Raw genomic sequence first — 26,110 nt, 5'->3', positions numbered from 1 at the left:
ACCTCTACTCGCGAAGGAACAGCAGGTAGTCGGCGAGGCGGTCGGCGAGGCCGGGTGGGACCTCGGCGAAGACGCTGAGCTCGTCAACAGACACATACGGTCCACGGATCTCGCGCACCTGCACCACGCGCTCGGCCATCTCCGCAGTCATCCCGGACAGCCGCAGGAGCACATCAGCGGGAACGTAGTTGACGTCGATCAACCCGCCATCATCGAAGTTGCACTGCGCGTCGGGCCGTCCAATTCCCAGCTCACGCGCCAGGACCGGATCCTCGGTGGCGATCTTGCGGGCTTTGCGCCGCAGCTCACGACGATCCTCGGCCATTTCGATCGCAGCATCCAACGCCGTCCCCTGGATCGGCGGGTGCGTGCCGAAGACCGAAGCGCGAAAGGCGAGTGCGTGCACCGTGCCCACGAGCCAGGCGACAACGAAGAACACGAAGCCGACGTCGTCCGGCAGGACAAAGAACAGGACGACCGACGCGGTGTACAGGACTGCGGCGATCACGAAATGCCGAGACCGCGCCCGCTGCGCGGCCCACAGGAACGTCACAGGAGTGGCAAGACCGAAGGTGACCAGAGGCGAGACCGCCCACAGCCAGCTGATCACCTGCGTCCGCGTGTCCAACCGCCGGGCGGGAACCGGCCCCGATCCAGGTTGTGCCTCACCGTACGGATCATTCACGTCGACTCCTTGGTGTGCCGGCCAACGTCAGCACAGGTTCCGACCTGGCCGAAACAGCCTTCATCAACTCGATGCTGCGCCCGGCAGCGAAGTTGCGCACGGGGGCAAGTGCGACCGAGCAACACCTATTCCGGTTGCGCCGCGTGCCCGTTGAGGCACTTCATCAACGGCAGCCAAACTGCGATCTCCGGGAACGCGTCCAAGCGGGTGTCCGAAAGGGGGACGTCATGAGCACCATCCGTAAACCGATCCGAATCGCCCTCGCCGTCCTGGCCGTCGCCGCCCTCCCGGCAGGCGCGGTCGCTGTGCCGAGCTTCGCCGGGACCGCCGCGGGCGCGGGCGCATGCCGGGTCCAGCGTCTGCCGCAGCCGACACTGCCCGGTGAGAGTGTGGTGACCGGCGGCGATCCATCAGGCCGGTACCTGATCGGCGCGCGATGGATCACGCCGGAGGAGTCGGCCCCACTGCTGTGGATCGACCGGCGGCTGCACGAGTTGCAGACCCCGTACGAGCACGTGCTGATCAAAGACGTGAACACGTCGGGAACGCTGGTCGGATCCGAGTGGGGCGATGGACAGTCGAGGGCTTGGCGGTACCAGGACGGGCGGTTCACCACCCTGGCGGGCCTGCGCCTCGGCCACCGGACCGACGCAGTGGCGGTCAACGCCCGCGGTGACATCCTGGGAGTCTCCCAGGATCCCTCCACCTTCGAGGCGCACGTGGTGGTCTGGCCGGCTGGGCACCCGGACACGCCGCACGAACTCGCCACGCCGCCCGGCGCAAGCACCAGGGACCTGTACGCGGTGGACATCGACGACGACGGGACCGTGATCGGAGGCTCGCACTCCCCGACGACAGTGGGCTACATCTGGCCCCGCGGGGGTCCGGCCCGGGTACTTCGCGGTCCAGGCGGTGAGCCATACCTGTACACCTGGAAGATCCGCCGCGGATGGATCGCCGGCGGGCTGATCAGCCCTGCCGGCGAGATGCCGGCCGCCTGGCGGATCCACGCACGAGCGGCCAACGTGCCCGGCGTCGTCGGTCGCGCGGCGGCGGTCAACCGGCACGGCGACCTGGCCGTGTCCGGGTCCGGTCTGCCCGCCGCCATCGCCCACCGCGGCGGACGAATCGTCCCGCTGCCAGGCGTCGCCGGAGGCGAAAGCGGCGCGGCGGTCACGCTCAGCGACCACGGCGTAGCGGCTGGCTGGCTCATCGACGGCCAGCAGACGCATCCTGTGTTCTGGCTGGGCTGCTGACTCCATCAGCTCACAGCCAAGTCACGGAAAGGGGTGACCCGACGGCCCGGCGTACAGGCTTGGTCGTCGGGTCTTTCGCGGGCCTGCTGCCGCAGGTCCACCTGGCCTCCGAGCCGGTCGACCTCGTCAGCTGTCCTACACGTCGATCGGATTTTGAAACAGCGCTTTCTCTTCCGTAAACAGCCTGCCGCTGTTAGCTTCAGCGACACAGTTGAGAAAGCGCTTTTTCAGTGCTTCATCCCGCTCGATGGAGGTTCGATGACGATCGACATAGCACGACGTAGCGCTCCACCGCGTCGCCGACGGATGATCGGCGGCGTACTCGCCGCTGCCGGCGTGGTGGCGGCTCTCCTGGTGGGGGCCGGTTCCGCAGGCGCGGCAGAAGAGGCAGCGAGCTTCGACGGCTGGAACCAGTCGCTGTCCGGCTCTCCCGACCTGACCTTCAGCGCCGCACTCGGCACCGGCGTGTACGACGGGCTGGCCTCGCTGCGGATCGACAACGCCACTCCGAAGGCCCCAAACGTGTACGGCCAGATCAACCAGTCGGTCACCGTCCAACCATCGACGGTCTACACCTTCAGTGCCTGGGTGAAGGCCTCCAACTTGTCGGCGGCCGCGGGCGCGTTCGTCCCACTCGACAACGCGTGGACCCAGCGGCAGATCTTCCCTGGCGGCACCTACGACTGGCAGAAGCTGACCTGGCAGTACACGATCCCGGCCGGTCAGACGTCGTACACGTTCCGGGTGATCTCGCAGGACGTCGGCACCGTCTGGCTGGATGACGTGTCGATGACCGCGGCAGGCTCCTCGACCAACCTGCTCACCAACGCGGGCTTCGAGACGGGCTCGGCGACGACGACCTCCATCGGCGTCTCGAACTCAAGTCTCGTCTTCACCCAAGGCAATGTGCAGGTGGCGCTGTCTTCGAACCTCACCAGCGTCGACTGGTCGGCGACCACGCAGGACGGTCAGCTCGCAGGCCGGGGCACACAGAGCCTGACCAGCGGTACCGGAACCCTGAGCCTGAACAGCCTGCAACCGGGGTACTACGACCTCTCCTTGTCGGGGACCGGTCCGGACGGGCCGGTGATCCGGACGACATCGCTGGCCGTTCTCCGCACCGGGCAGGCACGGCCCCGGCTGGCGGATCACCCCTTCGGCATCGGCCATCACATCGGGCAGACGAACGCGACACAGCTCGGCGATGCCGTCGGCCCGATGGGCGTGCAGAACCTCCGGTTCGACCTCAACTGGACCAACATCGAGAAGACCGCCGGCGTGTACACGTTCCCGGCCGTGTACGAGACCCAGGTCGCGAAGCTGCTCGCGATCGGCGTCCGCCCGCTGATCATCCTCGACTACCGCAACCCGTTGTACGACAACAACAAGACGCCCAGTACTCCCGAGGGCATCGCTGCCTTCGCAGCCTTCGCCGGCGCAGCGGCCGCGCACTATGGTGCTGCCGCGGACTACGAGGTCTACAACGAGTACAACCTCAGCTTCAACGACGGCGCCTGCGGACGTACGGCGGACTGCTACCTGCAACTGCTCGAGCCCACCTCCGACGCGATCCACGCGGCGGCGCCCGGCGCCAAGGTCGTCGGCCCGGTACTCGCCGAGATCGACACCGCCTGGCTCACCCGCTTCTTCGACCTCGGCGGACTCAACTACATCGACGCGCTCAGCCTCCACACCTATGACTGGCCGTCGGCTCCGGAAGGACAGACCGAGGCCGAGATCGCCGCGCTCCGCTCGTTGCTGAGCCAGTACCCGGGCGGCGCCGCCAAGCCACTGTGGTGGACCGAGCACGGCTGGCCGACCCCGTCCGGCGGCAACAGCGAGCGCCAGCAGGCCGACTACATCTCGCGCGGCTTCGTACTCCTCAACGCCGCGGGTGTCGCCAAGTCGTTCGTGTACGACATGGTCGCCACCGCACCGCCCACGGACACGCTCGCGAACTACGGAATCCTGCGGCAGCCCGTGTCGGGTGTTCCCGCATTCGCCCCGAAGCCGGCGTACGTCGCCTACGCGACACTCAACCGCGAGATCTCGGGATTGCAGTACTCCAACCGCGAGACCGTCGGTGGCGGGGTCCGCTCCTACATCTACTCCGCGAGCGGCGCCAGGACCCGGGTCGTGTGGGCCACCACGCCGACGAGTGTGGCGGTGACGTCCACGGGCCCGTTCACCTACGTCGACACGTTCGGAGCAGCTCATCAGGCCGATGGTTCGACGACGCCTGTTCAGCTGGATCTGGACGGCGACCCGGTGTACCTCGAGGGAACGACGATCACCGGCATCTCGGTGGTCACCTCACCCGGCGCGACCCTCAGCGTGCCGACGTACGCGGCACCAGGCGACGACGTACCGGCGAGTGTCAACCTCGACGCCGCCAGCGCCACCAGCTGGGCAGGCGACATCACCCTGACGACCGATGCCGGTACCTCGACCAGCCTGTCCGTGCCGGCCGGTCAGGCGACGACAGGCGAGGTGACGCTGCCCGCATTCACCACCTTGGGGACCAAGCCGGTCACCGTCGCTGCCACCCGTGACGGCCAACTGGTCGCCGTATTGCGCGGCTCGACGAGCGTCATCGACAACCCAGCCCTCACGCTGACGCCAGTCACCGGCCCCGACGGGTCGACCACGCCTCGGCTGCAGATCGCCAACCTCGCCGGCCGTCGGCCCGTCCCTGTCGACAAGCTGGACTGGACGATCGGCGGGACCTCGGGAACCAAGACCGTTGGCAAGGACGTGGCGCCCGGCGGCGCCCTGACGGTCAATCTGAACTCAGGCAGGCTCCCGCTGTGGAAGCCCCTGACGTACCAGATCACGGCCACCGTGGACGGCGGCACCACCCGGAAGATCTCGGGCACGACGGCCTTCGCGCCGGTCTACCGCACCAGCGACCGCGACGTACCGAAAATCGACCTGACCAGCAACGGGAACTGGGTCACCAACGGCGGCTCCGTCTCCGGGCCTACCGACCTCGGCGGCAACGCCTGGCTGTCGTACGACAAGCAAGGCGTCACGCTGCACGCCGGCATCACGGACAACCAGCAGACCGCAGGTGATTCCGCGGCGAACCTGTGGCGTGGAGACTCGGTCCAGATGGCGTTCTCCCCCGGCCTGCCAGGCCAGTCGGCCGCCAGGACCGAGTTCGGCGCCGCTCTCCTCGCGACAGGCCCCGCTCTGTACCGCTTCTCCGGTACCGCCGGCCCAGTGCCGGGCGGCAGCGCCCAGATCACCCGGGACGAAGCACACGGAGTCACCAACTACTCGGTGACTCTGCCGTGGAGCGACCTGGGCGTCGATCCGAACGCCCGGAACTTCTCCTTCTCGTTCCTCGTCAACGATGCCGACGGCGGGGCCCGCAAGGGCTACCTGGAATGGGGCTCGGGCATCGGCCAGACGAAGAACCCGGCGCAGTATCTTCCTGTTCAACCCATGGAAAGGTCCTGATATCAACAACGACTCGTCCGCCCGCGGCATCCAGCCGCGGGCGTCCGTCCTGGTCCTGCCGGGCGGCGGCTACCAGAAGCATGCCGCCCACGAGGCCGAGGCCTACGCCGGCTGGCTGTCGAACCTCGGGTTCGATGCCGTCGTACTGCGGTACGCCGTCGGGCCGAACGCCTGGCCGAAGGCACTCGAGGAGGCTCGCGAGACACTGGCCTGGATGCGCGAGCGAGCCGGCGAGCACACGCCGGTCGGCGTGATCGGCTCCTCGGCAGGCGGCCACCTCGCGGCCGCCCTCTCGACCGCGACCTGCCCTGACATCGCGCCGGCACGGACCAGGCCGGACTTCTGCATCCTCGCCTATCCCCTGATCAGCTTCGAGGTCGAGGCGCATCCCGGCTCGACGGCGAACGTGCTCGGAGACAACCCGAGCGACGAGGATCGGCGTCGGGTGTCGGTCGACCGGTACGTGGACGCCGCGGTTCCGCCGACCTTCCTCTGGACGACGGCCGACGACGCATCAGTCAGCCCGCGGCACGCAATGCGGTACGCCGAAGCGCTGACCGCTGCCGGCGTACCGATGGAGCTGCACGTCTTTCCACACGGAATCCACGGCCTCGGGCTGGCCACCGACGACCCGGTTGTGGGCGTCTGGACCACCTTGTGCGAGCGGTGGCTGACCGGTCTTACCCGGACCTGAGGACGCAGACAGCATGGCCGTGGAAGGATCTGACGTATGACGGGGACCCGGAAAGCCGTGACGCTGAGCGATGTCGCACAGCTGGCCGGTGTGTCACTGTCCATCGCCTCGAAGGCGCTGCGCGGTGGCGGCCGGATGACACCGGCCACGCGGCAGCGCGTGGTCGACGCGGCGGCGACGCTGAAGTTCCGCCCGAACACGCTCGCGCAGTCGTTCGCACAAGGCCGCAGCCTGGTGATCGGCGTCGTCGTCGAGCACTCGAGCGACCTGTTCACGATGCCCGTCGTCATGGGCGTGACCAGCACGCTCGGCAACCTCGACCTCGCCGTGCTCGTGTACGACGCGAGCGAGGGCCCCGAACGGCGTACGGACGTGGTCGCGAAGCTGCGGGCGCGGATGGTCGACGGAATCCTCGTGGTCGGCGACGGCACCAAGCACCCGGTACCGTCGATCACCGGTGAGGTCGACGTCCCCGTGGTCTACGCCTTCTGCGAGAGTGAGAGCGCGCGGGACACGTCCTTCATGCCGGACGGCTTCGGAGCCGGACGCATGGTCGCCGAGCATCTGATCGGCCTTGGCAGGCGCAAGATCGCCCACATCACGTCCGGCAACGACACCTCGGCAGCCAGCCGGTCCGCCGGACTGGTCGCCGGGCTGGCCGATGCGGGACTCTCCCTGGCTCTGACCTCGCCGCTGGTCGGTGACTGGAGCCAGGCCTGGGGTATGACGGCAGCGCGCGAGATCTTGCGGCGCCGCGAGGACGTCGATGCGGTCTTCTGCGGAAACGACCAGCTTGCGGTCGGCGCCCAGCGGGTCTTCCGCAGCGAAGGTGTCCGCGTGCCGGAGGACATCGCGATCGTCGGTTACGACAACCTCAATCGGCTGGTCGAGTCCGCACCCCTGATCACCACCGTCGATCCGGAGCTGTACCGCCTCGGCGGCACCGCCGCGCGGTACTTGGTGGAGTCGGGCGCCGAGCGCGAGCCGGGCGTCCAGCATCTGCCCTGCACACTGATCCCCGGCTGGAGCACTCAACCAGATGGCGCCAGGCCGGCTGCCTCCTTCGCCGACGACGCGCCCTGATCTCACCCGAGATCCCAGGCGGTAGGCGTAGCTTCCAGGATGCGGTCGAGTTCGGCTTCCAGTTGTGCCGGTGCCACGGCCAGCGCCACGTGACGGTGGAGGCCCGCTGGGTCGGGCACGAAAGTCGAGTGGCCGGTCGGGTCGACAAGCAACCTGCCCGGTTCGCTCAGTTCGTAGTATCGGCCCACGCCCTCCAGCGCCAGGTGCACGGTGAGCAGATCCCAGCTCTCTCTGCTGCCGCCAGGTCCGCAGTATCGGCTGTAGGCCTCGCCGATCACGTCGTCGTCCCGGGTAGAGATCGATGTGCCCGTCAGGACGCGGGCACCGACCTCCCACCCCAGGAACTCGATCGGCGTGGGCCATCCCTCGATCACCGCCCGAGCGCTGTGCGGCTTCTCCGCGATGTTGAACTGCCGCCCCTCAGGGAAAGTCCCGGCCATCGCGACCAACCGGCCGACCTTGGACTCGATCAGCTGCCGGCCAGTCAACGCTGAGATCCCGTCCGGGCCGGAGTCGAGCAAACCCTCGAGGTTGCAGAAGAAGCCGAGCGACACGACGGTGACCGCCTTGTCGGGGGCTGCCGCCAGCACCCGACGATGCGTGGTGACAGCGGCTTCGGGCGCGGTCGTCGTGGTTCCGTAGCGGTCGGCCAGGTACTTCGCGTAGTCCTTCTCGAAGACCGAGTCGTCGAGCGGTTCGAGGATGCCGACCGGCACGTCGCGGCCGTACCACGCGTTGACGGCCCGCGCGGCCTGATACCCGTACCTGCTCGGTGTGTTGATCCCGATCGACAGGATCTCGGCCAGGCCCCGATCGGCGTAGTGATGAGCGACAGCCAGCGCGCCGACGTCGTCCACATCGCTGTACAGGTCGGTCTCGATGACGAGCTTCGTCATGACCCGAACACCTCGGCCAGCCAGTCGAGTTGGACAAGCTGCTGATAGGCTTGCCCGCCCTCATGGTCGTTGTACTGGTAGACCTCGATGTCTTTCTGGCCGCCGCCGTAGTGGTTGTACGCCGCGAACACTGTCGACGGCGGGCAGACTTGATCCATCAACGCGACCGAGAACAGCGCGGGTGTGGTGGCGAGCCGGCCTAGGTTGACACCGGCCGCGGCGATCGCGATGCCACCGCCCTGGCTGCCACCCGTGACGACGATCCTGTCCGGGTCGACCAGCGGCGACGTCCGCGCAGCCTCCAGGGCTCGTACGGCGTCGACGTAGACACGCCGGTAGTAATAGGTCTCCGGATCGGTGATGCCGGCGGTCATGAAGCCCGGCACGTGGTTCCGGCCGGCATGCGGGCTGTCGTCCGGCGTGTGCCCGGGAGCGCTGTGGTGGTAGCCCTGACCGCGGGTATCCATCACCAAGCCCGCGTAGCCGGCCTGCGCCCACAGCGTCGTAGTGTGCGCGAGGCCGCGGCCGGTGCCGTAACCGTGGTACTGGACGACGGTCGGCAACCGACCGCCTGCCCCCGCTGGGACGTGCAGCCATGCCTTGATCTCGCTGCCGCCGAAGCCGGCGTAGCTGACGTCGTACGTGTCGATGACCGCGAGCTTGTTGTCCACCTCGGTGAACGTGGCCGCGAGGTCGTCCGTCCGGGTCTTCTCGAGGGTGCGGCGCCAGAAGTTCTCGAAGTCGTCGGGGACCGTGAGGTCGGGCTGGTAGTCGCGCAGCTCGGCGAGCGGCAGGTCGAACATCGCCATCACGACCACCCCGGCAATCCGAGCTCGTCCACCCGCACGGACCGGCCGGACGTGATCGATTCGTTCGCCGCCAGGCCCACGGCGATCGAGCGCAGCCCGTCCCTGTAGTCCGCCCGGCGTCGCAACGGATCGTCCGCGGGTGTCGCGAACACGTCGTGCAGCAGCAGTTCGTCGCCACCGCCGTGTCCCCCGGTGTCCTCCGGCAGTTCGACCAGTTCGGCCGCTTCCCAGTGAGGCTGCACCAACAGCCGCTGACCACGTGGACGGAGATCGTGGTCGGCGGTGTCGTCGGCGACGGACGACGCGTCGAGGATCAAGCGGCCCTCACCGTCGCGCAGTACAGCGGACCTCTCGACGACCTCCAGCTCTGCCCGGCCCTCGGTCGCGTTGATCGTGACGCGATAGCCCTCCCAGGGGCTGTGTGCGTTGAGCGAGTACGTCAGCATCGCGCCGCCGTCGTACTCGACGAGGACGGCCAGGTTGTCCTCGATGGTGATCCCCGGGCCGAACGGATCGCGGTCCCGCTGATAGCCGTCGTACTGCTCCGCCTCGAGGTAGAGGCGGCGCAGCCGGTCGTCGCCGCGGAGGTCGAGCGCGAACGGATCGTCGCTCGCCGGATCCACCGTGCCTCGGGGAGGCCGCTGCGGCCGGCCTCTGCCGGCCGCGTTCCGCTCGCCGTAGAAGGCCAACCTGCCGCGGGCACTCACCCAGGCCGGGCTGTCCTCGAGCCACCAGTTGACCAGGTCGAAGTGGTGGGACGACTTGTGCACGAGCAGTCCGCCGCTGTTCGTCTTCACCCGGTGCCAACGACGGAAATAGTCGGCGCCGTGCATCGTGTCGAGCGCCCACTCGAAGTGGACGCTCGTCACAGCTCCGATCCGCCCGGACCGCAGCACCTCCTTCAGTGCCGAGTTCCGCTGTGAATACCGGTAGTTGAAGGTGAGGACGAGCGATCGCCCGGTCTCCTCGATGGCGTCGACGATCGCGCGCGCGCCGTCCACGCTCGTCGTCAGCGGCTTCTCCACGATCACGTCGGCGCCCGCCCGGAGCGCTCGCTGAACGATGTCGGCGTGCGTCTGGTCCGGTGTCGTGACGATCACTGTGTCCACCGAACAGTCCTTGATCGCATGCTCGAGCTCGTCGGGCGAATAGTTAGGGACGCCACTGATCTTCTCGTCGTAGAACCGCACCCGCGCCGGGTTGGGTTCTACCCAGGCGACCAGGGCCGTCGTGCCGGCGTACGGGCCGACGAGCGCGTCGACGTACATCTCGGCCCGGGCGCCGGTGCCGACTACCGCGTACCTGCTCACGATCTTCTCCTCTAGGGGTACATGCTGTCTGCGAAGGGCATGCCCGACCGGTCCCTGAACCAGTCGACATGGAAGTGTTCGTCACCGATCCGCCACCGGGTCGGGGTGACATTGGTCAGCCAGTCGAGGGGCTCGGCTCCCCCGCCGGCTCCACCGTCGAGGGCAGTGGCCAGGATCGGACGGAGTGCCTGTTCGACCCGGCCGTCCAGCACCCGCGGGTCGAGCGAGAGGAAGAGCGCGGTTCCCGAGGCGGCGATGAGTTCGGCAAGCGCTCGCGTCTCGTGCCAGGGCGTCGCCGGCGTGACCGCGACACAGTCCGCATCCACGACGAAGAACTCGTGATGTTGCGGGAGCCGGAAGGCCAGTGCGTTGATTCCCATCCGCCGGGTGCGTTCCCACGCCCGGCCAGACGTGTCGTCACCGACCCGCTGTACGTCGACGAGCCCAGCGGCGAGGTGCCCGACTGTGTTGCAGCCGATCAGGACAGCGTCGCCGGCGCCGCGCCTGATCGCTCGGTAGACGTCGAGCAGGATCTCGGCGTTCGTTCTGTCCCGCCGGGCGAACGACCACCCGGGATCGGTGATCTCCACGCCCATGTCCCGTCCCCACCGATCGAACATGTCGAAGGTAGAGAAGTCGTGCTTGATCAGGTCGAATCCCCAGCCGCGCAGCCGCCAGGCATCCGCCTCGACGCGCGCCGGCGTCTCGGGCAACGAAGGGTCCAGGACCCAGCCGCCGCGACGCCGTGCACGAGTCTCCGGGACCTCGACGCGCGACAGGAGCGGGCGGAACCAGATGCCCGGTCGCGCTCCGGTCGCCCGGATCTTCTCCGCCAGGCCAGGCATGTCGTCGAACGTTCCCGGGATCCCTTCCCAGGGGCCACCGGGTTCGGTTCCCCCTGGGCTCCAGCCGGCGTCGACCACAGCGAACGGCCGGACAGGATGGTCGCCGGCCAGGTTCGAGATGGTGTCGGCATCCCGCAGTACGGCCTGTGCGTCGAAGTCCTGGCCATAGGCGTAGTACCAGTTGTTGGCGCCGACAACCGGAGCATGTGCGCGGGGCTCCCCGCCGAGCTCCCGGACGAGTGCTCCGGCGGTGGTGAACGGCGGCTGCGCGCTGTCGACCTCGACGATCGTTGCCGCATGCAACCTCCGGCCGCCGAGCCGAGTCGCGCCGCCTCCGTTGCGAAGATCCAGCCAGCACGTGACGCCGGCCGAATCGACGATCCACGAACACATCGCGGCCGCGCCGACGCGCACCCCGGCGCCGCGAGTACGGCCCGTGCCTGAGTCGTGGGCCAGCCAGTACCAGGGAAGCACCCGGTTCGCGCAGATCGGTTGCCACGCCAGTTCGCCGTACGAACGTTCCCAGGCATCGCCGAGCACCCTGACGTCGTCGAGCGGATGTCTCCACCCGACCGCAATCCACCCAGGTGCGTCGCCGTCGCTCGTCACGAACACCCGCAGCGCGCCGTCGTCGTCGCGGTCGACCTCGACGAGTGTGCCGTGGCCGGTCCAGGTCGACCCCGAACGAGACAGCATCCGCACGTGGCGACCGCTGAGGTCCGCGGCCGTTACGTGAGTCGGATCGTCGATGATCATCCCTTGATCGCACCTGCCTGACCGGCGCTGCGCAGGAAGTGGCGCTGGAAGACGAGGAAGAGCGCCACCGGCACGATCACCGCGATGAACATCGACGCCATCAGCACGCTCGCCTCGGTCTTGTCCGCCAACTGCGCCAGCGCCACCGACAACGGGCGGACCGGCTCGGCCTGCAGTACCAGCAGCGGCCACAGGAAGTCCTTCCACGACGCCACCACCATGAACAACGACACGACCGCGATCACCGGTCGCGACATCGGCAGCACGATGCTGACGAAGGTGCGGACCGGGCCGGCGCCGTCGACCTTGGCCGCCTCGAAGACCTCGGCCGGCAAGGTCTGGAAGAACCGGATCACGATGAGCATGTAGAACGCGTGCGCGCCGAACGGCAGCCAGGCCGCGAGGTAGTTGTTGAGCAGGTTCGCGCCGACCAGCGGAACGTCCAGGATCGTCAGGTACAGCGGGATCAGCGAGATCACACCGGGCACGAACAAGGTCGCCAGTACGGCGGCGTTCAGCACCTTCGCGTACCGGGGCCGCAGGATCGCGATCGTGTAGGCGCCGGTCAGCGAGACGAACAGACCCGCGCCGACCGATCCGAGCACGACCCACAGGGTGTGTACCAGGTACCGGCCGATCCCGACGGCGCTCCAGGCATTCGACACGTTGTGCCACTGGATGCCGTGCGTCCACCAGCCGAACGGGTCGGCGATGATGTCCTGGGTCGTCGACACGGCCCACTTCGCGAGGATGAACACCGGCCCGGCCCCGGCCAGGACCAGCGCGATCATCGCGACCACACTCAGCACGCCGAGTGGGAACCGGACCCGCAACGACCGGCGCTCGAGACCGGAGATACCTGTGCGCGACTCGTTGTCGCTCATGCTGCTTCCCATCGCCGGCTGAGTCGGAAGTAGAGGAGCGAGATGACGGCCAGCGACAGTGCCAGCAGCACGCTCAAGGCGCTCGCCCCGCCGAAGTCGCCGTTGACGAAGGCGTAGCGGTAGATCAGCATCAGCAACGTCACCGTGCTGTTGTTCGGACCGCCGCCGGTCATCAGGAACGGCTCGGTGAACACCTGGAGCGTCCCGATCAGCTGGAGCAGCAGCATCAGCACCATCACGCCCCGGATCTGCGGCAACGTGATGTGCCAGGTCCGGCGCGCGATACTCGCACCGTCCAGCTCGGCGGCGTCGTACAGATCGGGGTTCACCGACATCAGCGCGGCGACGTAGATGACCGCGGACGAGCCGAACCCTGCCCAGGTCGCCTGGAGCACGATGCTCGGCATCGCACTCGCTGCGCTCTGCAGCCATGGCTCCGGACCGAACCCGAACCAGCCGAGGACCGTGTTGAACAGGCCGTTGCCGTCCGGCTGGAACAGCTGCTTCCACAGCAGGACCGAGACAACCGGCGGTATCACCGCAGGCAGATAAGCCAGCACGGTGGCCAAACCGCGGGTACGCCGCAGCTCGGCGATGTGCAGCGCCAGCAGGATCGGCAGCGGGAACCCGATCACAGCGGACAGGATCGCGAACCACAAGCTGTTGCGGGCCGCCGTGACGAGCAGCGGATCCTGCAGCACCCGGTGGAAGTTGTCGAGCCCGACCCACAGCGCGGGGGTGACCAGATTGGTCTTCTGGAACGCCAGCAGCAGCCCGCGGGCGATCGGTCCCCAGGAGAAGTACCCGAAGATCACGATCGTCGGGGCCGCGAAGAGCAGCGTGCTCAGGCCTCCGCGACGTACCCAGGTGGCGAACCGGCGCCGCGGTTCGCGCCCGCCGGCGGGCTCCCCGGCCCGTCCACGGCGAGCGTGGACGGCGGGGAGTCGATGAGATGCGGAGCCGTCATCAGCGCGCGGCGATCAGGTTCTGGGCCTGGGTGTTCGCGTCGGAGAGCAGCTTGCCGACGTCCGCGTCCTTCTTCGTCAGGACCGCCTGCACGGTCGAGTCCAGCAGCGCGTAGATCTGCTGCGCCTGGTTCTTCGGTTCCGGGACGAGCGGGAGCGTGTTGATGCTGCCCAGGTACGTCGTGAAGTGCTGGCGCGGCACATCGACGTACGGCTTGACGTACTCCAGGTACTTCTCGGTCGTCGCCGCGTCGAACAGCGGTACCCCGGGGTAGCCGACCGGGAAGCCCTGGGCCTTGCGGGCCTTCGCGTCCGCGATCGCCGCCTGCTGGTCGATCTGGCTGTCCAGGTACATGAACCGGATCCATTTCACCGCGGCGGCGGCCTCCGCCGGCTTCGCGTCCGGGCGCACCACCGAGATGTTGCCGCCGGCAAGAGTGCCGATGCCGTCGGAGTCCTGTGGCAGCGGACCGATGCCGATGTCCTGCGGCTTCATCTTCCAGTTGACGACCAGCGAGTTGTACCGGTCACCGGCCAGGATCGCCTGACCGGCGCTTCCGGCCGCCACCAGCCGCTGCACGTCGTCCGCGGTGAGCAGGAAGTTCGCGCCGAAGGTGTTGTCGTCCCACCGGACGCTGCGGACGAAGTCGAGGGCCTGCTTCACCGGCTCGGAGTCCACCTGAGACTTCGTGCCGTCGGCGTCCTCGATCTGACCGCCCATCGAGTACGACATGGCGGTCAGCATCCAGCCACCGAAGTTCTTCGTGGTCGGCACCACCCAGCCCGCCTTGCCGGTGGCCGCCGCGATCGCCTTCGCGTTCGCCCGCACCTCGTCCCACGTCGTCGGCGGCTTGTCCGGGTCGAGGCCCGCCTTGGTGTACAGGGCCCGGTTGTAGATCAGGCCGACGGTGTACGAGCCCACCGGTACGCCGTAGATCTTGTCGTCCCGCGTAACGCCCTTCAACGTCACCGGGTTGATCCGGGACACCACCGGATCGGAGTGCACCAGGTCGGTGATGTCCATGATCTGCTGCCGCGCGGCCAGGCTCTGGATCTCGGTCAGCGGCACGCGCAAGGTCGTCGGCATGGTGCCACCGGCCAGCATCGCCTGGTAGGTGTCGGGCGCCCAGGTGGTCTCGACGGTCTTGAGCTTGATGTCCGGGTTGGCCTTCTCGAACTGCGCGACCTTGGCGTCGAACGCCTTGAGGAGCTCAGCCTGATCGGCCGGCGGCTTCTCGCCGACCGTGATCGTCACCGGACCGCCGGCAGCACTGCCCGCGGAGGACTCGTTCGAGTTCGACGAGCACGCGGCGAGCATGCCGATCGCGGCGCCGGCAGCCAGAACGGCCGCGACACCTCTCGGGGATCGCTTCATCTCCTACTCCTTCGTTGCGCCTGACGGCAGGGGAACAAGCGAGACGACCGTATTAACATCATGTTAACGTGTCAATAGCACGTCGATCGATCCCGCCGACGCGGAGAACCTGCGACACGTTAGGGTTTGTCACGTCAACTGCCCGAGGAGTACGACATGAGGTGTCCCGATGGCCGGTGAGGGCGGCGCGCCCCTGTACGAACGGATCAAGGCCGAACTGCGGGCCGCGATCGGCCGCGGCGAGTACGAGCCCGGCAGCCCGTTCGTGACCCAGCGCGAGCTGTGCGAGCGGTACGGCGTCAGCACGACGACCGCGGTGAAGGCCCTCAACGACCTCGTGGCCGAAGGTCTCCTCATCCGCCGGCAGGGCCGCGGCACATTCGTCGCCGAGCCGGCGGCGCGGCAGATCCGGTCCACTTCCGGGAACTCGATCGCCTGCATCGTCCACGGGCTCAATGCGGCCCACGTGTCGAACGTGGTCAGCGGCGTCGAGTCCGTCTGCGCGGAACTGGGGTACCGGATGTACCTGTCCGACACCGCTCGTCAGGACGTTGCGGCGTCACCGCAGCGCGAGGCGCAGGCCCTGCGCGAGGCGCTCGATTCAGGTGTCGCCGGCATCGTGCTCTATCCGGTCGAAGGGCACCACAACACCGATCTGCTCACCGAGGTACAGCGGCACGAGATCCCGATCGTCCTCGTCGACCGTTACCGCCCTGAGCTGCCCACGGACGCCGTCATCGTCGACAACTTCAGCATCGGCTACCAGCTCACCCAGCACCTCGTCGCCGCGGGTCATGAACGCATCCTGACCCTCTGGAGCGAGACCGACGTGACCAGCGTACGCGACCGCCTCACCGGACACGTCCAGGCTCTCCGCGACAGCGGGCTGACCGTGCGGCCCGAGTTCACCTCGCTGCGCCCGTACCAGCAGTTGCCCCAGGAGCAGCGCCTCGCCATGCTGAAGCCGGTGCTCGAGGGCGACGAGCCACCCACCGCCGTACTCTGCGCCAACGGGTACGTCGTCGCGGCCGCGGCCAAGGATCTCGTTGCTCTTGGCAAGGACGTGCCGACCGACATCGCGCTGGCCGGCATGGACGACGCCGGGCCCTTCGACCTCCTTCCGCTCACCACGGTGTCGGCGCACCTGCCGTCCCACGAGCTCGGCGTCGAGTCGATGCGCCTGCTGTCCGGCCGGATCGACGGGACCTCCGCGTCGCTGCCGCCGCGGCAGATCACGCTGTCGACATCGATCCACACCCACGACTCCGGCTCGGGGTACCTGCGCGCCGTCAGCAGCGAGAGCGCCTGACCTCGGACGATCACGCCGGTTCGTCCTGGGCAGCCGGCCACGCCCAGCTCAGGGCGACCGCTGCCCTACTGATCTCGTAGGCGACGAGAGATCATTAGGCCGGCAGAACACGATCGAGTCCGTTCGGCAGCGGGTGACATGACCAGGCAACTCTCCAGGACCAAGCGCTGGGCAACCGCCTACTGGGGCTGCGCCGTCGCACACGGACTAGGGCATCTGCTGGATCACCAGGGACTGCGTACCGTCACCAAGGCCGCTCTGATGCCAATGTTGGCAACCTGGTGCCGCGCGAGCGGTTGCCCACGTCTGCTGGTCGCTGCACTCCTCGCCTCGGCCGCCGGTGACACTCTCCTCGAGCAGAACCTGATCCTGCCGGGCATGGCAATGTACGGTGCCGGACACGCCTGCTACGTCACGCTCTTCCTCCGGGGCCGCAACCACTCATCGTGGCAGGCCGTCGCCGCGTACGGCGGACTCAGCACCGGCATCGTGATGCTCCTCTGGCCCGGCCTAGGTCGGCTGCGAGCACCCGTCGCCGCCTACTCGCTGATGCTCACGGCGACCGCGGTGACATCCAGCTGGTACGGCCGCCGCGCAGGTGTCGGCGGGGCTCTCTTCCTCGTCTCCGACGCCCTGATCGGAACCCGCCTGGCCGGGCACGACTTCCCGACCCGCGCTCCCCTGGTCGGCCTGACCTACACCGTCGCCCAGTACCAACTCGCCGCCGGCATCGTCACCCACGCGTCCAGCACCCCACCTTCGGCGCCACAGAACCAGGTTTCCCTGTCCCAGTCGCAGGGCACCTGACAGTGCCTCCACCCGGGACGGTTGAGCCTGCGGCGTCCTGGAGTGGAGGTCCAACAGGGTTCGAGTTCAAGTGAGAAGGCTGAGACCGAGCACCTGGTGGCCGAGCAGGGTCGCGGCCAGGAAGACCAAGCTGGTGAACACGAGAGTTTCGAACCAGTCGATGCGTGCCGGTTTTCGCGCCGGCAGGACGATCGGGGTGTAGTACAGGATCGACACCGCGGTCACCGCGACCGAGAAGACCAATCCGGCCAACGGCGCCCACCGGAAGCCGGCGAACAACGCGCCGATCGTCAGCGCGGCAGCGGCGTACAGCGTGAGGTTGGTGCGCACGAAGGCTCGCCAGGAGTCGTGCCGCGACGTCCCGGTTTTCAGTGCGGCCCTGTACAGCTCGTAGGCCAACGAGAGTGTGAAGGCCGCGGCGAGAACCCACGCCGCGTGCTCGGCAAGATCCATCACACCATCATAGGTTGCCTGGCTACATATACGCCATTAGCATGTCCAGGCATGACCGATTCTCAGGTTCGCGAGCTGGTGGCGATCGGGCTGCCCGGCTACCGCGTCCGACGCGTCGTGCCGCTCGGCGCGGGACTGGACAACGTCGCCTACGAGGTGAACAGCGAGCTCGTGGTTCGGATCGCCCGGGAGCCTGGTGCGGTACGGCGAGAGGCGGCGCTGCTCGATCTGCTCGGCGAGGTGAGCACGCTCCCTGCGCCGGAACCGGTCTTCGTCCTGCCCGAGCACGACTGCATCGCCTATCCAAAGCTCCCGGGTACGCCGCTCATCGACCTTCCGCCGGACCGCCGGTCGGCCTGGGCTGCAGCTGTCGGCGCGCAGCTCGGAGGCTTCCTTTCCGCCCTGCACGCATCTGATCCAAACTTATGGACCGACATCGCAGACGTCGACGACGAACCGTTGGCCAACTGGCGTGACGAAGCGGCGGAGCTGTACGCAGACGTCGCAGAACGGCTGGCGCCCGGCCAGCACCGCGGCATCGAGGACTTCCTGCGCGCGCCGCTGCCTGACCCGGCTCAGACGCTGGTCTTCTCCCACAACGACCTCGGCATCGAGCACGTTCTCGTTGCCGAGAGCACCGGCTCGGTCTCCGGCATCATCGACTGGTCCGACGCTGCCATCTGTGACCCGGCTCGCGACCTCGGTCTGATCCTGCGCGACCTTGGCACCACCGGGTTCGAGGCCGCCCTCGAACGGTACCCGGCCGGTGACGATCTCCGGGACCGTGCCTGGTTCTATGCGCGCTGTTCCCTGCTCGAGGATCTCCAGTTCGGGCAGGAGCCCGGGCGCGAGACCTACCGCGACAAGTCGTTGGCCGCCCTGGGCGAGCTGTTCGCCTCGGACTGACGTCCGCAGCAGGCGACGCAAGTGTCGCGATACAGCGTCGAGACTGTCGCTCCTGCGCGGATTCGTCGACGCGGCGGCACTTCTACGGTCAGGTCATGATCAACCTCGCATCGGATCCGCGGACGGCAGCCAAACTGGGCCGCCCGCTGTGGCAGCTCGCCGCGCTGTCCCTACTTGCGGCGCCCCGCGTCGTGCTGCACGACCTCGACCTGATCCCGAACACAGCAGTTGCAGGTCTGCTCGTCTTTGTTCCTGGTGCCATCTGGATCGCGGCCACGCTGCGCTCGCGCGCTCGATCGCCGTTGCTGACGCTGCTCGTCATCGGCACGTGCTACGGCGTCATCCTCGCGCTCGGGCACAATCTGGCCTGGAACGAGGCGTTCGACGGCGCAGGCCCGAGTCTCGGCGGCAACCTGGAGGGAACCCTGTCATCGGGAGCCGAGGAGGTCGTGCTGCGTGCGGCGGCGAGCATCAGCAGTCTGTTCACCGGCGCGGGAACCGGGTTGGTATGCGGCCTCGTAGCCGTACTCGTACAGGCTCTTCGCCGACGGTCCGCCGATCGCGGGTAGAAGGCTGTTCAGCCGTTCACGAGCCCGCAGCGGTGCGCGAGCACGATCAGCTGAGCGCGGTCGCGGGATTGAAGTTTGGTCAGAAGCCGGCTGACGTAGGTACGGGCGGTTTCCGGACTGATGAACAGCGCGCGGCCGATCTCCTCGTTCGAGCAGCCGCGGCCGATCTCGGTCAGGACCTCGCGTTCGCGGTCGGTCAAGGCTTCGACCCTCGGGTCAGGTTTCGCCGGACCGGCCGACCGGGCCAATCGTTGCATCAACTGATGTGCGATCGCAGGCGCCAGGACCGCGTCGCCTCGAGCGGCGACGCGGATCGCCTGTCGCAGGTCCTCAGGCTCGACATCCTTGAGCAGATAGCCTGTCGCGCCGGCCCGCACCGCTTCGATCACCTCGTCGTGGTCGTCGAACGTGGTCAGGACCAGCACCGGAGTGCACGCGAGCGCGGGGTCCGCACGGATGGCGAGAATCGCTTCGATGCCTGACATCACCGGCATCCTCAGGTCCATGAGGTAGACGTCCGGGCGGAGTTGCCGCCCCAAGTCCAGGGCTTGCCGGCCGTCGCAGGCTTCTCCGACAACTCGCATGGTGTCGCCGCGGTCGATCAGTGCGCGCAGGCCTACTCGCACCAGCGCCTGGTCATCGACCAGCAGTACGCGAATCATCCGAACCCCCTGCCGGAAGGCTCGCGCTGACCCGCCAGCCGTTGTCGACGCTGATCTCGAGCACACCGGATACGCCCTGGACTCGTTCCCGCATTCCTTCCAGGCCGTTGCCGTACGGCGGAACGGCAGCCGACCCGGACCACGACGTGCCGTCGTCGATCACGTCGACAGTGAGGTTTCCCCGGCCGTCGGAGCCGATGTCGACGCGAAGACACGAGGCGTCCGAGTGCTTGAGCGAATTCGTGACCGCCTCCTGCACCAGCCGATACACGACATGCTGAACCTCCGGCTCGGCTCGCAGTCCGTGGTCCATCCGTACGTCGACGTCGACGCCGGCCAGCCTCGGGCTCTGGAGAACGGCCGGAAGGTCGTCCAATGTGGGTACCGACGGCTGATCTCCCGGTGATCTGAGCAACGAGACCGTCGACCGAAGGTGAGCCATCGCCTCGATCACAGCAGTTCGCGCTCGATTCAGCGGATCCTCTCCGGCGACGGAGGTAACGCCGTACTTGTCCCTGGCGGCGCCCAGAAACAACGCGGCGACCGAGAGCGCATGCCCGAGGGAATCGTGCAGATCACGAGCAAGCCCCAACCGCTGTCTGCGAGCGTTGGCTTCAGCCTGCAGAGTGCTCTCGCGCGCTGTCAGTTCAGCGACAGTGCGGCCGCGTTCCGCGAGCTCGCGGCGAGCCCGCACGCCGTCTCCCAAGGCGATGACCGCCGCAATCAGAGCGGCGTGCGACACCAACTCGTAGCCGAGCACGAACGCGATCGACTGTCCGCTCGCGAGCCGGTAACAGGTCGAGGCCAGCAACGCGACGGCTCCGGTCACTACGGCCGCAAACGTACGGCGAGCTTCGGCGGCGGAGTACAAGGCAGCAGCGATCGGCACGGCGACGCCGATCGCGGGGAAGCCGGCGGCGTAGTAGGTGAAGAAGCCGATCGCAGTCATGGCCAGCACCAGGGCCGGCGTCTGCCTGCGCAGCATCATCAACGCGCCCAGGCCCGCGGCCCACAGATAGGGCAGCGGATCGACCGGCCGCGAACTGGCCTGATCCGCCGCGACCGCCACCGAAACCGACCCTGCCACCGCAACCAGGAGCAGCACATCCACACCCCGCGGCGAGACCTGGCCCGCCCGCAGGATCATCCGTCGCTCCACCTGGCCGAGAATAGCCGCCCTACATGTAGCTACACAACCTATGCGGTTGGCGATGGCAAGTCGATCACATGAAACACCCCGGGCTTCTCTGGGAGCCGACACGCCGCTGTGCAGCGGCCGGGCTGCGATGGGACGAGGCGGTCGCCTGCAGCAGACCTGACTGTGTGCCCATTCTTGCCAAATCCCGGCGTTGGTGGCGAGAACGGGCAATTCGTTTACATCTGTTCGCGGTGCTGGTCAGATTCGGTCACTCCAGACCACTGAGAGGACACCATGCGTACTTCCGCCCGTCGGCTGCTCGTGCCGGGCGCCGCGTTTCTCCTGGTCGTCGGTCTTGCCACTCCGACGACGGCCGGCGCCGAACCTCCCCCACCGCTCTCCACCGCCGGCGTCGCGGCCGCGGCAGGGAAGACACCTCTCGACCTGACGCTCATCACCGGCGACAAGGTCACGGTCGCGCCCGGTCCCGGCCGTGCTGTGTCGGTGCAGGCCGTCGAACGCGCTCCGCGCTCGACGGGACCGGTACGGGTCAGCGTCGAGAACGGCGACACGTTCGTCTACCCCGGCGCCGCGATGCCGTACCTGGCAACCGGACAGCTCGACAAGCAGCTGTTCAACGTCAGCGAGCTGGTGGCCCAGGGGTACGACAACGCCAGGAGCAAGGATCTCCCGCTGGTCGTCACCGGCTCGCCCGGAGTGGCCGCCAAGTCCGCACGCCGCTCGGCGCTGCCGGGCACGACCACCACGCTCGACCTGCCGTCGGTCGACGGCGCCGCCGTCAAGGCCGAGAAGGCGGAAGCGGCCGCGCTCTGGTCGGCGCTAACCGGGCAGAGCAGCCTGCGGGCGAAGGCGAGCAGCGCCGCGGCGCCCTCGTTCGCGGCGGGGATCGGCAAGGTCTGGCTCGACAGCAAGGCGCGGGCGATGCTCGCGGACACCACCACACAGATCGGCGCGCCCGCGGCGTGGGCGGCGGGACTGACCGGCACGGGCGTGCGGGTCGCGGTGCTGGACTCCGGTGTGGACCTGGGGCACCCGGACCTGGCACCGCGGATCGTGGCGACCAAGAGCTTCGTGGCCGGTGAGGACGTCGTCGACCGCAACGGTCACGGCACGCACACCGCGTCGACTGTCGCCGGCACCGGCGCGGCCTCGGACGGCAACGAGCGTGGCGTCGCACCGGGCGCGGATCTGATCGTGGGCAAGGTGCTCGGCGACAGCGGCTCCGGCCCGATCTCCGGCATCATCGCCGGGATGGAGTGGGCGACGCGAACCGAGCACGCCAAGGTGATCAACATGAGCCTGGGGACGGCGGCCTGGCACACCCAGGACGATCCGCTGAGCCAGGCCGTGAACCAGCTGAGCGCCGAGACCGGTGCCCTGTTCGTGATCGCCGCCGGCAACTCGGGGAGCAGCCCGTACAGCGTCAGCTCACCGGGTACGGCGGCCGCCGCCCTGACCGTCGGCGCGGTGGACGGTTCGGACCAGCTGGCCGACTTCTCCAGCGTCGGCCCGCGGCTGATGGACGACGGCCTCAAGCCCGACCTGACCGCACCCGGCGTCGACGTGCTGGCCGCGCGGTCGCAGTACACGAACGACGGCGGCGAGGGCTACTACCGGACGGACAGCGGTACGTCGATGGCAGCTCCGCACGTCGCCGGCGCGGCCGTCCTGCTCGCCGCGCAGCACCCGGACTGGACCGGGCAGCAGCTCAAGGACGCGCTGATGAGCACCAGCAAGCTGACGCCCGCGTACACGCCGTACCAGGCGGGGACCGGGCGCGTCGACGTTGCGGCGGCCTCGCTGCACGGCCAGCTCCTCGCCACCGGATCGGTCGACGCCGGGCTCGTCCAGTGGTCGCCGAAGCCAGCCCGGACGCCGGTCGAGCGGCAGATCAGCTACCGCAACACCACGGACAAGCCGCTCACGGTGCGGCTGTCCACCGACCGCGCCGGGATCTTCCGCCTCGCGGCGACCCAGGTGACAGTGCCGGCGAAGGGCACCGCCGCGGTCGGTTTCACGGCGGACCCGAACGGCCTGGCTCCAGGCCAGTACTCCGCCCAGGTCATCGCGACCTCCTCGACCGGCACCGTGCACACGGCCGTCGGGCTGGCCGTCGAACCCAAGAAGTACAACCTCACCGTCCACCTGAAGGACCAGACCGGCAAGGCGGTCAGCGGTGAGGTCGAGGTCACCGGCGCGGACGGGAAATCCACCGTGCTGTGGGCAACGGACGGCAAGCTCACCAGCCGCTGGGCGCCCGGCTCGTACACGATCGTCTCGACCCTGGACGTGCCCGGCAGCAACGGCCCGCACTCGCTCGGCCTGGCCTTCCTGACCGCCCCCGAGGTCGACCTGACCGCAGACCGGACCGTGGTCCTGGACGCGTCGCAGAGCTGTCCGATCAAGGTCGACACGCCCAAGCCGACGACCGTCACCACGAGCAGGTTCGACCTCTTCCGGTCCTTCACCTCGGCGCAACCGACTCCGGACGACAGGGCCGCGCTGCACGAGATCTTCATGCCGCCGCCGGACTACGACAGCTTCTGGGCGCTGCCGACGAAGAACAAGGTCAGCACCGGCAGCTTCGTGCTGACCACGCGGTTCCGGGCCGAGCAGACGCCGCTGACGATCAGCTACGACGGCCGCAGCCTCGACGACTCGCTGCTCATCCAGCCCGGCTCCCCGGCGTTCCAGGCCGGCACGACGCGTGTCCAGGCCGTCTTCGCCGGCACCGGCACGCCCGCTGAGTACGCCGCTCTGGACGCGCGCGGCAAGGCCGTCGTCGTCCGCAACAGCATCGACGTACCGCCCGCGGACCGGGCCGCCGCGGCGCACGCCGCCGGCGCGGCCATGCTGCTCGTGGTCAACGACGGCATCGGCCGCTACAACGACTGGTACGGCGGGGCCGACGGCCGGACCCTCGGCCCGATCCCGACGGCGTCGCTCATCCTCGACGACGGCGAGGCGCTGATCAAGAGGCTCACCACGAGCCGGACCGAGCTGACCGTCACGGCGAACCCGGTGCCGTCGTACCTGTACGACCTGGTCGACTACCACCAGGGCAAGGTCCCGGACGACCCGTCCGCGGCCACGGACCCCGGCAGCCTCGCCCGGATCGAGAACGACTTCGCTCCCCCGAACGGGCAGCAGGTCCTGGAGAGCCGCGAGGACAGCCCTGCGTACGAGTACTTCCCGGCCGCCTTCCCGTACGCCGTGTTCGGGTCGATCCGGGCCCCGCGGTTCCCGGCGAAGCCCGCGGTGGGACACCGGACGGACTGGGTGTCGGCGGGCGCGAAGTGGCAGCAGTACGCCTCGATCAACGGCTGGGCGACGTTCACCGACATCACGAGCTACCAGCCGGGCAGCGTGCAGAGCCAGCGCTGGTTCGGTCCGATCGTGCGGCCGCGGATGCTCGAGTTCGAGCTCCCGCACCGGGTCGGCAACGCGATGGGCGGCATGATCGCCGGGTTCGGTGACGGCGGGTCCGCGCACAGCGGCGATTCGCTGATGACACGCAGCTTCGCGCTGTACCAGGGCGAGGAGAAGCTGGTCGGGAACGGCCCGCGGCCGGACTTCGGCGTGGGCGACCTGGCACCGGAGAAGCGGCCGTACCGGTTGGTGGCCGACACCGTCGGGAACGCCGAGCTGACGCCGTACTCGACGAGCACGCACACCGAGTGGACCTTCACGTCCGGGGAGGCGGAGAACCAGCCGCTGCCGCTGGCCCAGCTCGACTACGGCGTGGACGTCGACGCGGCAGGGCGGGCGAAGCGGAACTCGGTCTTCGCCGTCAAGCCGGTGGTGCTGGGCAGCAGCGCCCGGCAGGACGCGGTGGTCTCGGTCGGGCTGGAGGTCTCGTACGACGACGGGGCGACGTGGCAACGGCTGCAACTGAAGGAGAGCAAGGGCAGCTGGCAGACGCGGCTGCAGGCGCCACCGCAGGCCGGGCAGGTGTCGCTGCGGGTCTTGGCCAAGCAACGCAACGGGGGTGGCATCAGCCAGACGATCGTCCGCGCCTTCGGGCTCAGGTAATGCGGGCGGGCGGCCGGCGGACGCCGGCCGCCCGCACTTCCTCTACTAGGGGACGGCCAACCTGCCGACCTGGGTGCACAAGTTAACGGGTTGCAGCGCGTCTGCGTCAGCCGAGGCGCAGGCGGGTCAGGGTGCCCTCGTCGCCTGATGTCGACCAGATGCTGTCGTATGCGATCAGCATGCTGCCCGCGGTGATCTGCTGGCCATCTGGCGCGACCTCTTCGACAGCCTGGCCGCTCGACGGATCCAGCCGGGTGATGGCGCCGTTGCCGGCGCGCAGCCAAACAGCGTCCGGCGTGGCGACCAGATCGCCGTCCACACCGGCGCCGAGGCTCGGGTACTTCGCCTTGGCAACCAGCTCCCGCGACATCCGGACCAGGCCGTCGCCGGTGTCGACCCAGATGTCGGACCCGCTCACGGCTGCGAGCCGCGGAGCCGGCAACGTCGTACGCCCGATCACGGAACTGTTGGTGGCATCCAAAGCGATCACCACGTTCTCTGTCGACGAGGTCACTACGACCAGATCCCCCGCAGCAGCCACCTGGAGACCGCGGACGCCAAGCGGGTACTTCGTCACTCGCCCGGTCTCGTGGTCGACAAGACTCACGCCGGATCCGCTCAGCACCCACAGACCGCGTGCGGTCGACGGCAGCGCCAGTTGGTCGAACACCTTGCCCACCGAGACCCGCCGTACGATCCGTCTGCTCGCTGGATCGATCTTGACGACATCCGTTCCTTTGTCGGTCGTCGCGCACGCCCACACGAACGTCTGGTCGGTCCCGATGCCCTGGCAGTAGTCGTTCGGGTCCGAGTTCGTGTCGACCTTGAGCTCGCCGCTGACCCGATTGGTTGCCGGATCGACGCGAACGACGCGACCGTCGTCCGTCTTCACCCACAGCGCTCCACCCGCCGCGGTCAGCCCGTCCGCGTTCTCGATCGCGATCACGGCCTGAAGACGCGCGGAGTATCCGGCCGTACGCGCAGGACTGACCGAGACGGTGGCTGGTCCGGAAGGTTCCGGATCCGCCCCGCCCGAACACCCACCGACGAACAAGAGGAGCCCCCACCCCAGCGAGGACACCCGAAGAGCAGCGCCCATGGGACCAGCATGGACCTCGAGGCCAGGCCTGGACAGGAAATGGCTCAGCGAGTCACCCCCGAGGATCGGCTGTCGCGCGTCCCTCGGCTCGGTG

General features: G+C 68.4%; 21 protein-coding genes. 9 read left to right on the top strand and 12 right to left on the bottom strand.

Annotation, left to right across the window (positions count from 1 at the left end; all coding sequences use genetic code 11):
* Positions 1 to 4: 4 nt before the first annotated feature.
* A complete protein-coding gene (locus AB0I12_RS04960; RefSeq protein WP_359924676.1) occupies positions 5 to 685 on the bottom strand; it encodes a helix-hairpin-helix domain-containing protein in 681 nt (226 codons plus the stop codon).
* A gap of 227 nt (positions 686 to 912) precedes the next feature.
* On the opposite strand from AB0I12_RS04960, the gene AB0I12_RS04955 reads away from it, so the two are divergent.
* From AB0I12_RS04955 to AB0I12_RS04940, 4 genes are all read left to right on the top strand, one after another.
* Entirely contained in the window at positions 913 to 1,941 is a 1,029-nt protein-coding gene (locus AB0I12_RS04955; RefSeq protein ID WP_359924674.1) for a hypothetical protein, read from the top strand.
* A gap of 258 nt (positions 1,942 to 2,199) precedes the next feature.
* Positions 2,200 to 5,403, top strand: a complete 3,204-nt coding sequence (locus AB0I12_RS04950) for a carbohydrate binding domain-containing protein (protein WP_359924671.1) — start codon at positions 2,200 to 2,202, stop codon at positions 5,401 to 5,403.
* A complete protein-coding gene (locus AB0I12_RS04945; protein WP_359924669.1) occupies positions 5,297 to 6,097 on the top strand; it encodes an alpha/beta hydrolase in 801 nt (266 codons plus the stop codon). Before AB0I12_RS04950 ends, AB0I12_RS04945 begins: the two co-directional genes overlap by 107 nt.
* A 36-nt stretch (positions 6,098 to 6,133) precedes the next feature.
* A complete protein-coding gene (locus AB0I12_RS04940) occupies positions 6,134 to 7,180 on the top strand; it encodes a LacI family DNA-binding transcriptional regulator (protein ID WP_359924666.1) in 1,047 nt (348 codons plus the stop codon).
* Positions 7,181 to 7,182: 2 nt separating this feature from the next.
* Here the strand turns inward: AB0I12_RS04940 and AB0I12_RS04935 are convergent, their stop codons facing one another.
* The 7 genes from AB0I12_RS04935 to AB0I12_RS04905 all read right to left on the bottom strand — a co-directional run bounded on the left by AB0I12_RS04935 (position 7,183) and on the right by AB0I12_RS04905 (position 15,020).
* Positions 7,183 to 8,076: a nucleoside hydrolase gene (locus tag AB0I12_RS04935; RefSeq protein WP_359924664.1), complete on the bottom strand. Its 894-nt coding sequence runs from the start codon at positions 8,074 to 8,076 to the stop codon at positions 7,183 to 7,185.
* The gene (locus AB0I12_RS04930) at positions 8,073 to 8,885 is read right to left on the bottom strand and encodes an acetylxylan esterase (RefSeq protein ID WP_359924662.1); all 813 of its coding nucleotides are present in this window, start codon (positions 8,883 to 8,885) and stop codon (positions 8,073 to 8,075) included. Before AB0I12_RS04930 ends, AB0I12_RS04935 begins: the two co-directional genes overlap by 4 nt.
* Positions 8,885 to 10,195 carry a Gfo/Idh/MocA family oxidoreductase gene (locus AB0I12_RS04925; RefSeq protein WP_359924659.1) on the bottom strand — a complete coding sequence of 437 codons (1,311 nt, stop codon included), beginning with the start codon at positions 10,193 to 10,195 and terminating at the stop codon, positions 8,885 to 8,887. The genes AB0I12_RS04930 and AB0I12_RS04925 overlap by 1 nt, the downstream gene beginning before the upstream one ends.
* A gap of 11 nt (positions 10,196 to 10,206) precedes the next feature.
* Complete coding sequence (locus AB0I12_RS04920) at positions 10,207 to 11,796, bottom strand: hypothetical protein (protein ID WP_359924656.1); 1,590 nt, start codon at positions 11,794 to 11,796, stop codon at positions 10,207 to 10,209.
* Entirely contained in the window at positions 11,793 to 12,680 is an 888-nt protein-coding gene (locus tag AB0I12_RS04915; RefSeq protein WP_359924653.1) for a carbohydrate ABC transporter permease, read from the bottom strand. Before AB0I12_RS04915 ends, AB0I12_RS04920 begins: the two co-directional genes overlap by 4 nt.
* Positions 12,677 to 13,495 carry a sugar ABC transporter permease gene (locus AB0I12_RS04910; RefSeq protein ID WP_359924650.1) on the bottom strand — a complete coding sequence of 273 codons (819 nt, stop codon included), beginning with the start codon at positions 13,493 to 13,495 and terminating at the stop codon, positions 12,677 to 12,679. The genes AB0I12_RS04915 and AB0I12_RS04910 overlap by 4 nt, the downstream gene beginning before the upstream one ends.
* A gap of 151 nt (positions 13,496 to 13,646) precedes the next feature.
* Positions 13,647 to 15,020 carry an extracellular solute-binding protein gene (locus tag AB0I12_RS04905; RefSeq protein WP_359924647.1) on the bottom strand — a complete coding sequence of 458 codons (1,374 nt, stop codon included), beginning with the start codon at positions 15,018 to 15,020 and terminating at the stop codon, positions 13,647 to 13,649.
* Between the two features lie 169 nt (positions 15,021 to 15,189).
* On the opposite strand from AB0I12_RS04905, the gene AB0I12_RS04900 reads away from it, so the two are divergent.
* Together AB0I12_RS04900 and AB0I12_RS04895 are read left to right on the top strand one after the other, a co-directional pair.
* A complete protein-coding gene (locus AB0I12_RS04900; protein WP_359924645.1) occupies positions 15,190 to 16,329 on the top strand; it encodes a GntR family transcriptional regulator in 1,140 nt (379 codons plus the stop codon).
* Positions 16,330 to 16,467: 138 nt separating this feature from the next.
* Positions 16,468 to 17,136 (top strand): lysoplasmalogenase, encoded by a 669-nt coding sequence (locus AB0I12_RS04895; protein ID WP_359924642.1) that lies wholly within the window; start codon positions 16,468 to 16,470, stop codon positions 17,134 to 17,136.
* A 66-nt stretch (positions 17,137 to 17,202) separates the two neighbouring features.
* On the opposite strand, the gene AB0I12_RS04890 is transcribed toward AB0I12_RS04895, so the two are convergent.
* Positions 17,203 to 17,589 (bottom strand): hypothetical protein, encoded by a 387-nt coding sequence (locus AB0I12_RS04890; RefSeq protein WP_359924640.1) that lies wholly within the window; start codon positions 17,587 to 17,589, stop codon positions 17,203 to 17,205.
* Positions 17,590 to 17,640: 51 nt separating this feature from the next.
* Between AB0I12_RS04890 and AB0I12_RS04885 the strand changes: the two genes are divergently transcribed.
* Positions 17,641 to 18,495 carry an aminoglycoside phosphotransferase family protein gene (locus AB0I12_RS04885; RefSeq protein WP_359924637.1) on the top strand — a complete coding sequence of 285 codons (855 nt, stop codon included), beginning with the start codon at positions 17,641 to 17,643 and terminating at the stop codon, positions 18,493 to 18,495.
* 95 nt (positions 18,496 to 18,590) lie between these two features.
* Complete coding sequence (locus tag AB0I12_RS04880; protein WP_359924635.1) at positions 18,591 to 19,064, top strand: hypothetical protein; 474 nt, start codon at positions 18,591 to 18,593, stop codon at positions 19,062 to 19,064.
* 8 nt (positions 19,065 to 19,072) lie between these two features.
* Here AB0I12_RS04880 and AB0I12_RS04875 read toward each other — a convergent pair whose 3' ends face one another.
* Together AB0I12_RS04875 and AB0I12_RS04870 are read right to left on the bottom strand one after the other, a co-directional pair.
* The gene (locus tag AB0I12_RS04875; protein WP_359924632.1) at positions 19,073 to 19,726 is read right to left on the bottom strand and encodes a response regulator transcription factor; all 654 of its coding nucleotides are present in this window, start codon (positions 19,724 to 19,726) and stop codon (positions 19,073 to 19,075) included.
* Positions 19,701 to 20,795 carry a histidine kinase gene (locus AB0I12_RS04870; RefSeq protein WP_359924630.1) on the bottom strand — a complete coding sequence of 365 codons (1,095 nt, stop codon included), beginning with the start codon at positions 20,793 to 20,795 and terminating at the stop codon, positions 19,701 to 19,703. The genes AB0I12_RS04875 and AB0I12_RS04870 overlap by 26 nt, the downstream gene beginning before the upstream one ends.
* Before the next feature lie 363 nt (positions 20,796 to 21,158).
* Between AB0I12_RS04870 and AB0I12_RS04865 the strand changes: the two genes are divergently transcribed.
* The gene (locus AB0I12_RS04865) at positions 21,159 to 24,917 is read left to right on the top strand and encodes a S8 family serine peptidase (protein WP_359924628.1); all 3,759 of its coding nucleotides are present in this window, start codon (positions 21,159 to 21,161) and stop codon (positions 24,915 to 24,917) included.
* A 106-nt stretch (positions 24,918 to 25,023) separates the two neighbouring features.
* Here AB0I12_RS04865 and AB0I12_RS04860 read toward each other — a convergent pair whose 3' ends face one another.
* Positions 25,024 to 25,863, bottom strand: a complete 840-nt coding sequence (locus tag AB0I12_RS04860) for a hypothetical protein (RefSeq protein ID WP_359924625.1) — start codon at positions 25,861 to 25,863, stop codon at positions 25,024 to 25,026.
* Positions 25,864 to 26,110: the final 247 nt, after the last annotated feature.

The organism is Kribbella sp. NPDC050459 (assembly GCF_040655315.1).
In the GTDB taxonomy this organism is placed as follows: domain Bacteria; phylum Actinomycetota; class Actinomycetes; order Propionibacteriales; family Kribbellaceae; genus Kribbella.
This window is presented reverse-complemented; position numbering and strand designations above follow the sequence as displayed.

Excerpts from the sequence above, each read along its gene's own strand:
- AB0I12_RS04875 (WP_359924632.1), bottom strand. The coding sequence starts at position 19,726 with ATGATTCGCGTACTGCTGGTCGATGACCAGGCGCTGGTGCGAGTAGGC.
- AB0I12_RS04865 (WP_359924628.1), top strand. The coding sequence starts at position 21,159 with ATGCGTACTTCCGCCCGTCGGCTGCTCGTGCCGGGCGCCGCGTTTCTC.
- AB0I12_RS04950 (WP_359924671.1), top strand. The coding sequence starts at position 2,200 with ATGACGATCGACATAGCACGACGTAGCGCTCCACCGCGTCGCCGACGG.
- AB0I12_RS04900 (WP_359924645.1), top strand. The coding sequence starts at position 15,190 with ATGGCCGGTGAGGGCGGCGCGCCCCTGTACGAACGGATCAAGGCCGAA.
- AB0I12_RS04940 (WP_359924666.1), top strand. The coding sequence starts at position 6,134 with ATGACGGGGACCCGGAAAGCCGTGACGCTGAGCGATGTCGCACAGCTG.
- AB0I12_RS04885 (WP_359924637.1), top strand. The coding sequence starts at position 17,641 with ATGACCGATTCTCAGGTTCGCGAGCTGGTGGCGATCGGGCTGCCCGGC.
- AB0I12_RS04895 (WP_359924642.1), top strand. The coding sequence starts at position 16,468 with ATGACCAGGCAACTCTCCAGGACCAAGCGCTGGGCAACCGCCTACTGG.
- AB0I12_RS04890 (WP_359924640.1), bottom strand. The coding sequence starts at position 17,589 with ATGGATCTTGCCGAGCACGCGGCGTGGGTTCTCGCCGCGGCCTTCACA.
- AB0I12_RS04930 (WP_359924662.1), bottom strand. The coding sequence starts at position 8,885 with ATGGCGATGTTCGACCTGCCGCTCGCCGAGCTGCGCGACTACCAGCCC.
- AB0I12_RS04915 (WP_359924653.1), bottom strand. The coding sequence starts at position 12,680 with ATGAGCGACAACGAGTCGCGCACAGGTATCTCCGGTCTCGAGCGCCGG.
- AB0I12_RS04945 (WP_359924669.1), top strand. The coding sequence starts at position 5,297 with ATGCCGACGGCGGGGCCCGCAAGGGCTACCTGGAATGGGGCTCGGGCA.
- AB0I12_RS04880 (WP_359924635.1), top strand. The coding sequence starts at position 18,591 with ATGATCAACCTCGCATCGGATCCGCGGACGGCAGCCAAACTGGGCCGC.
- AB0I12_RS04955 (WP_359924674.1), top strand. The coding sequence starts at position 913 with ATGAGCACCATCCGTAAACCGATCCGAATCGCCCTCGCCGTCCTGGCC.
- AB0I12_RS04920 (WP_359924656.1), bottom strand. The coding sequence starts at position 11,796 with ATGATCATCGACGATCCGACTCACGTAACGGCCGCGGACCTCAGCGGT.
- AB0I12_RS04905 (WP_359924647.1), bottom strand. The coding sequence starts at position 15,020 with ATGAAGCGATCCCCGAGAGGTGTCGCGGCCGTTCTGGCTGCCGGCGCC.
- AB0I12_RS04935 (WP_359924664.1), bottom strand. The coding sequence starts at position 8,076 with ATGACGAAGCTCGTCATCGAGACCGACCTGTACAGCGATGTGGACGAC.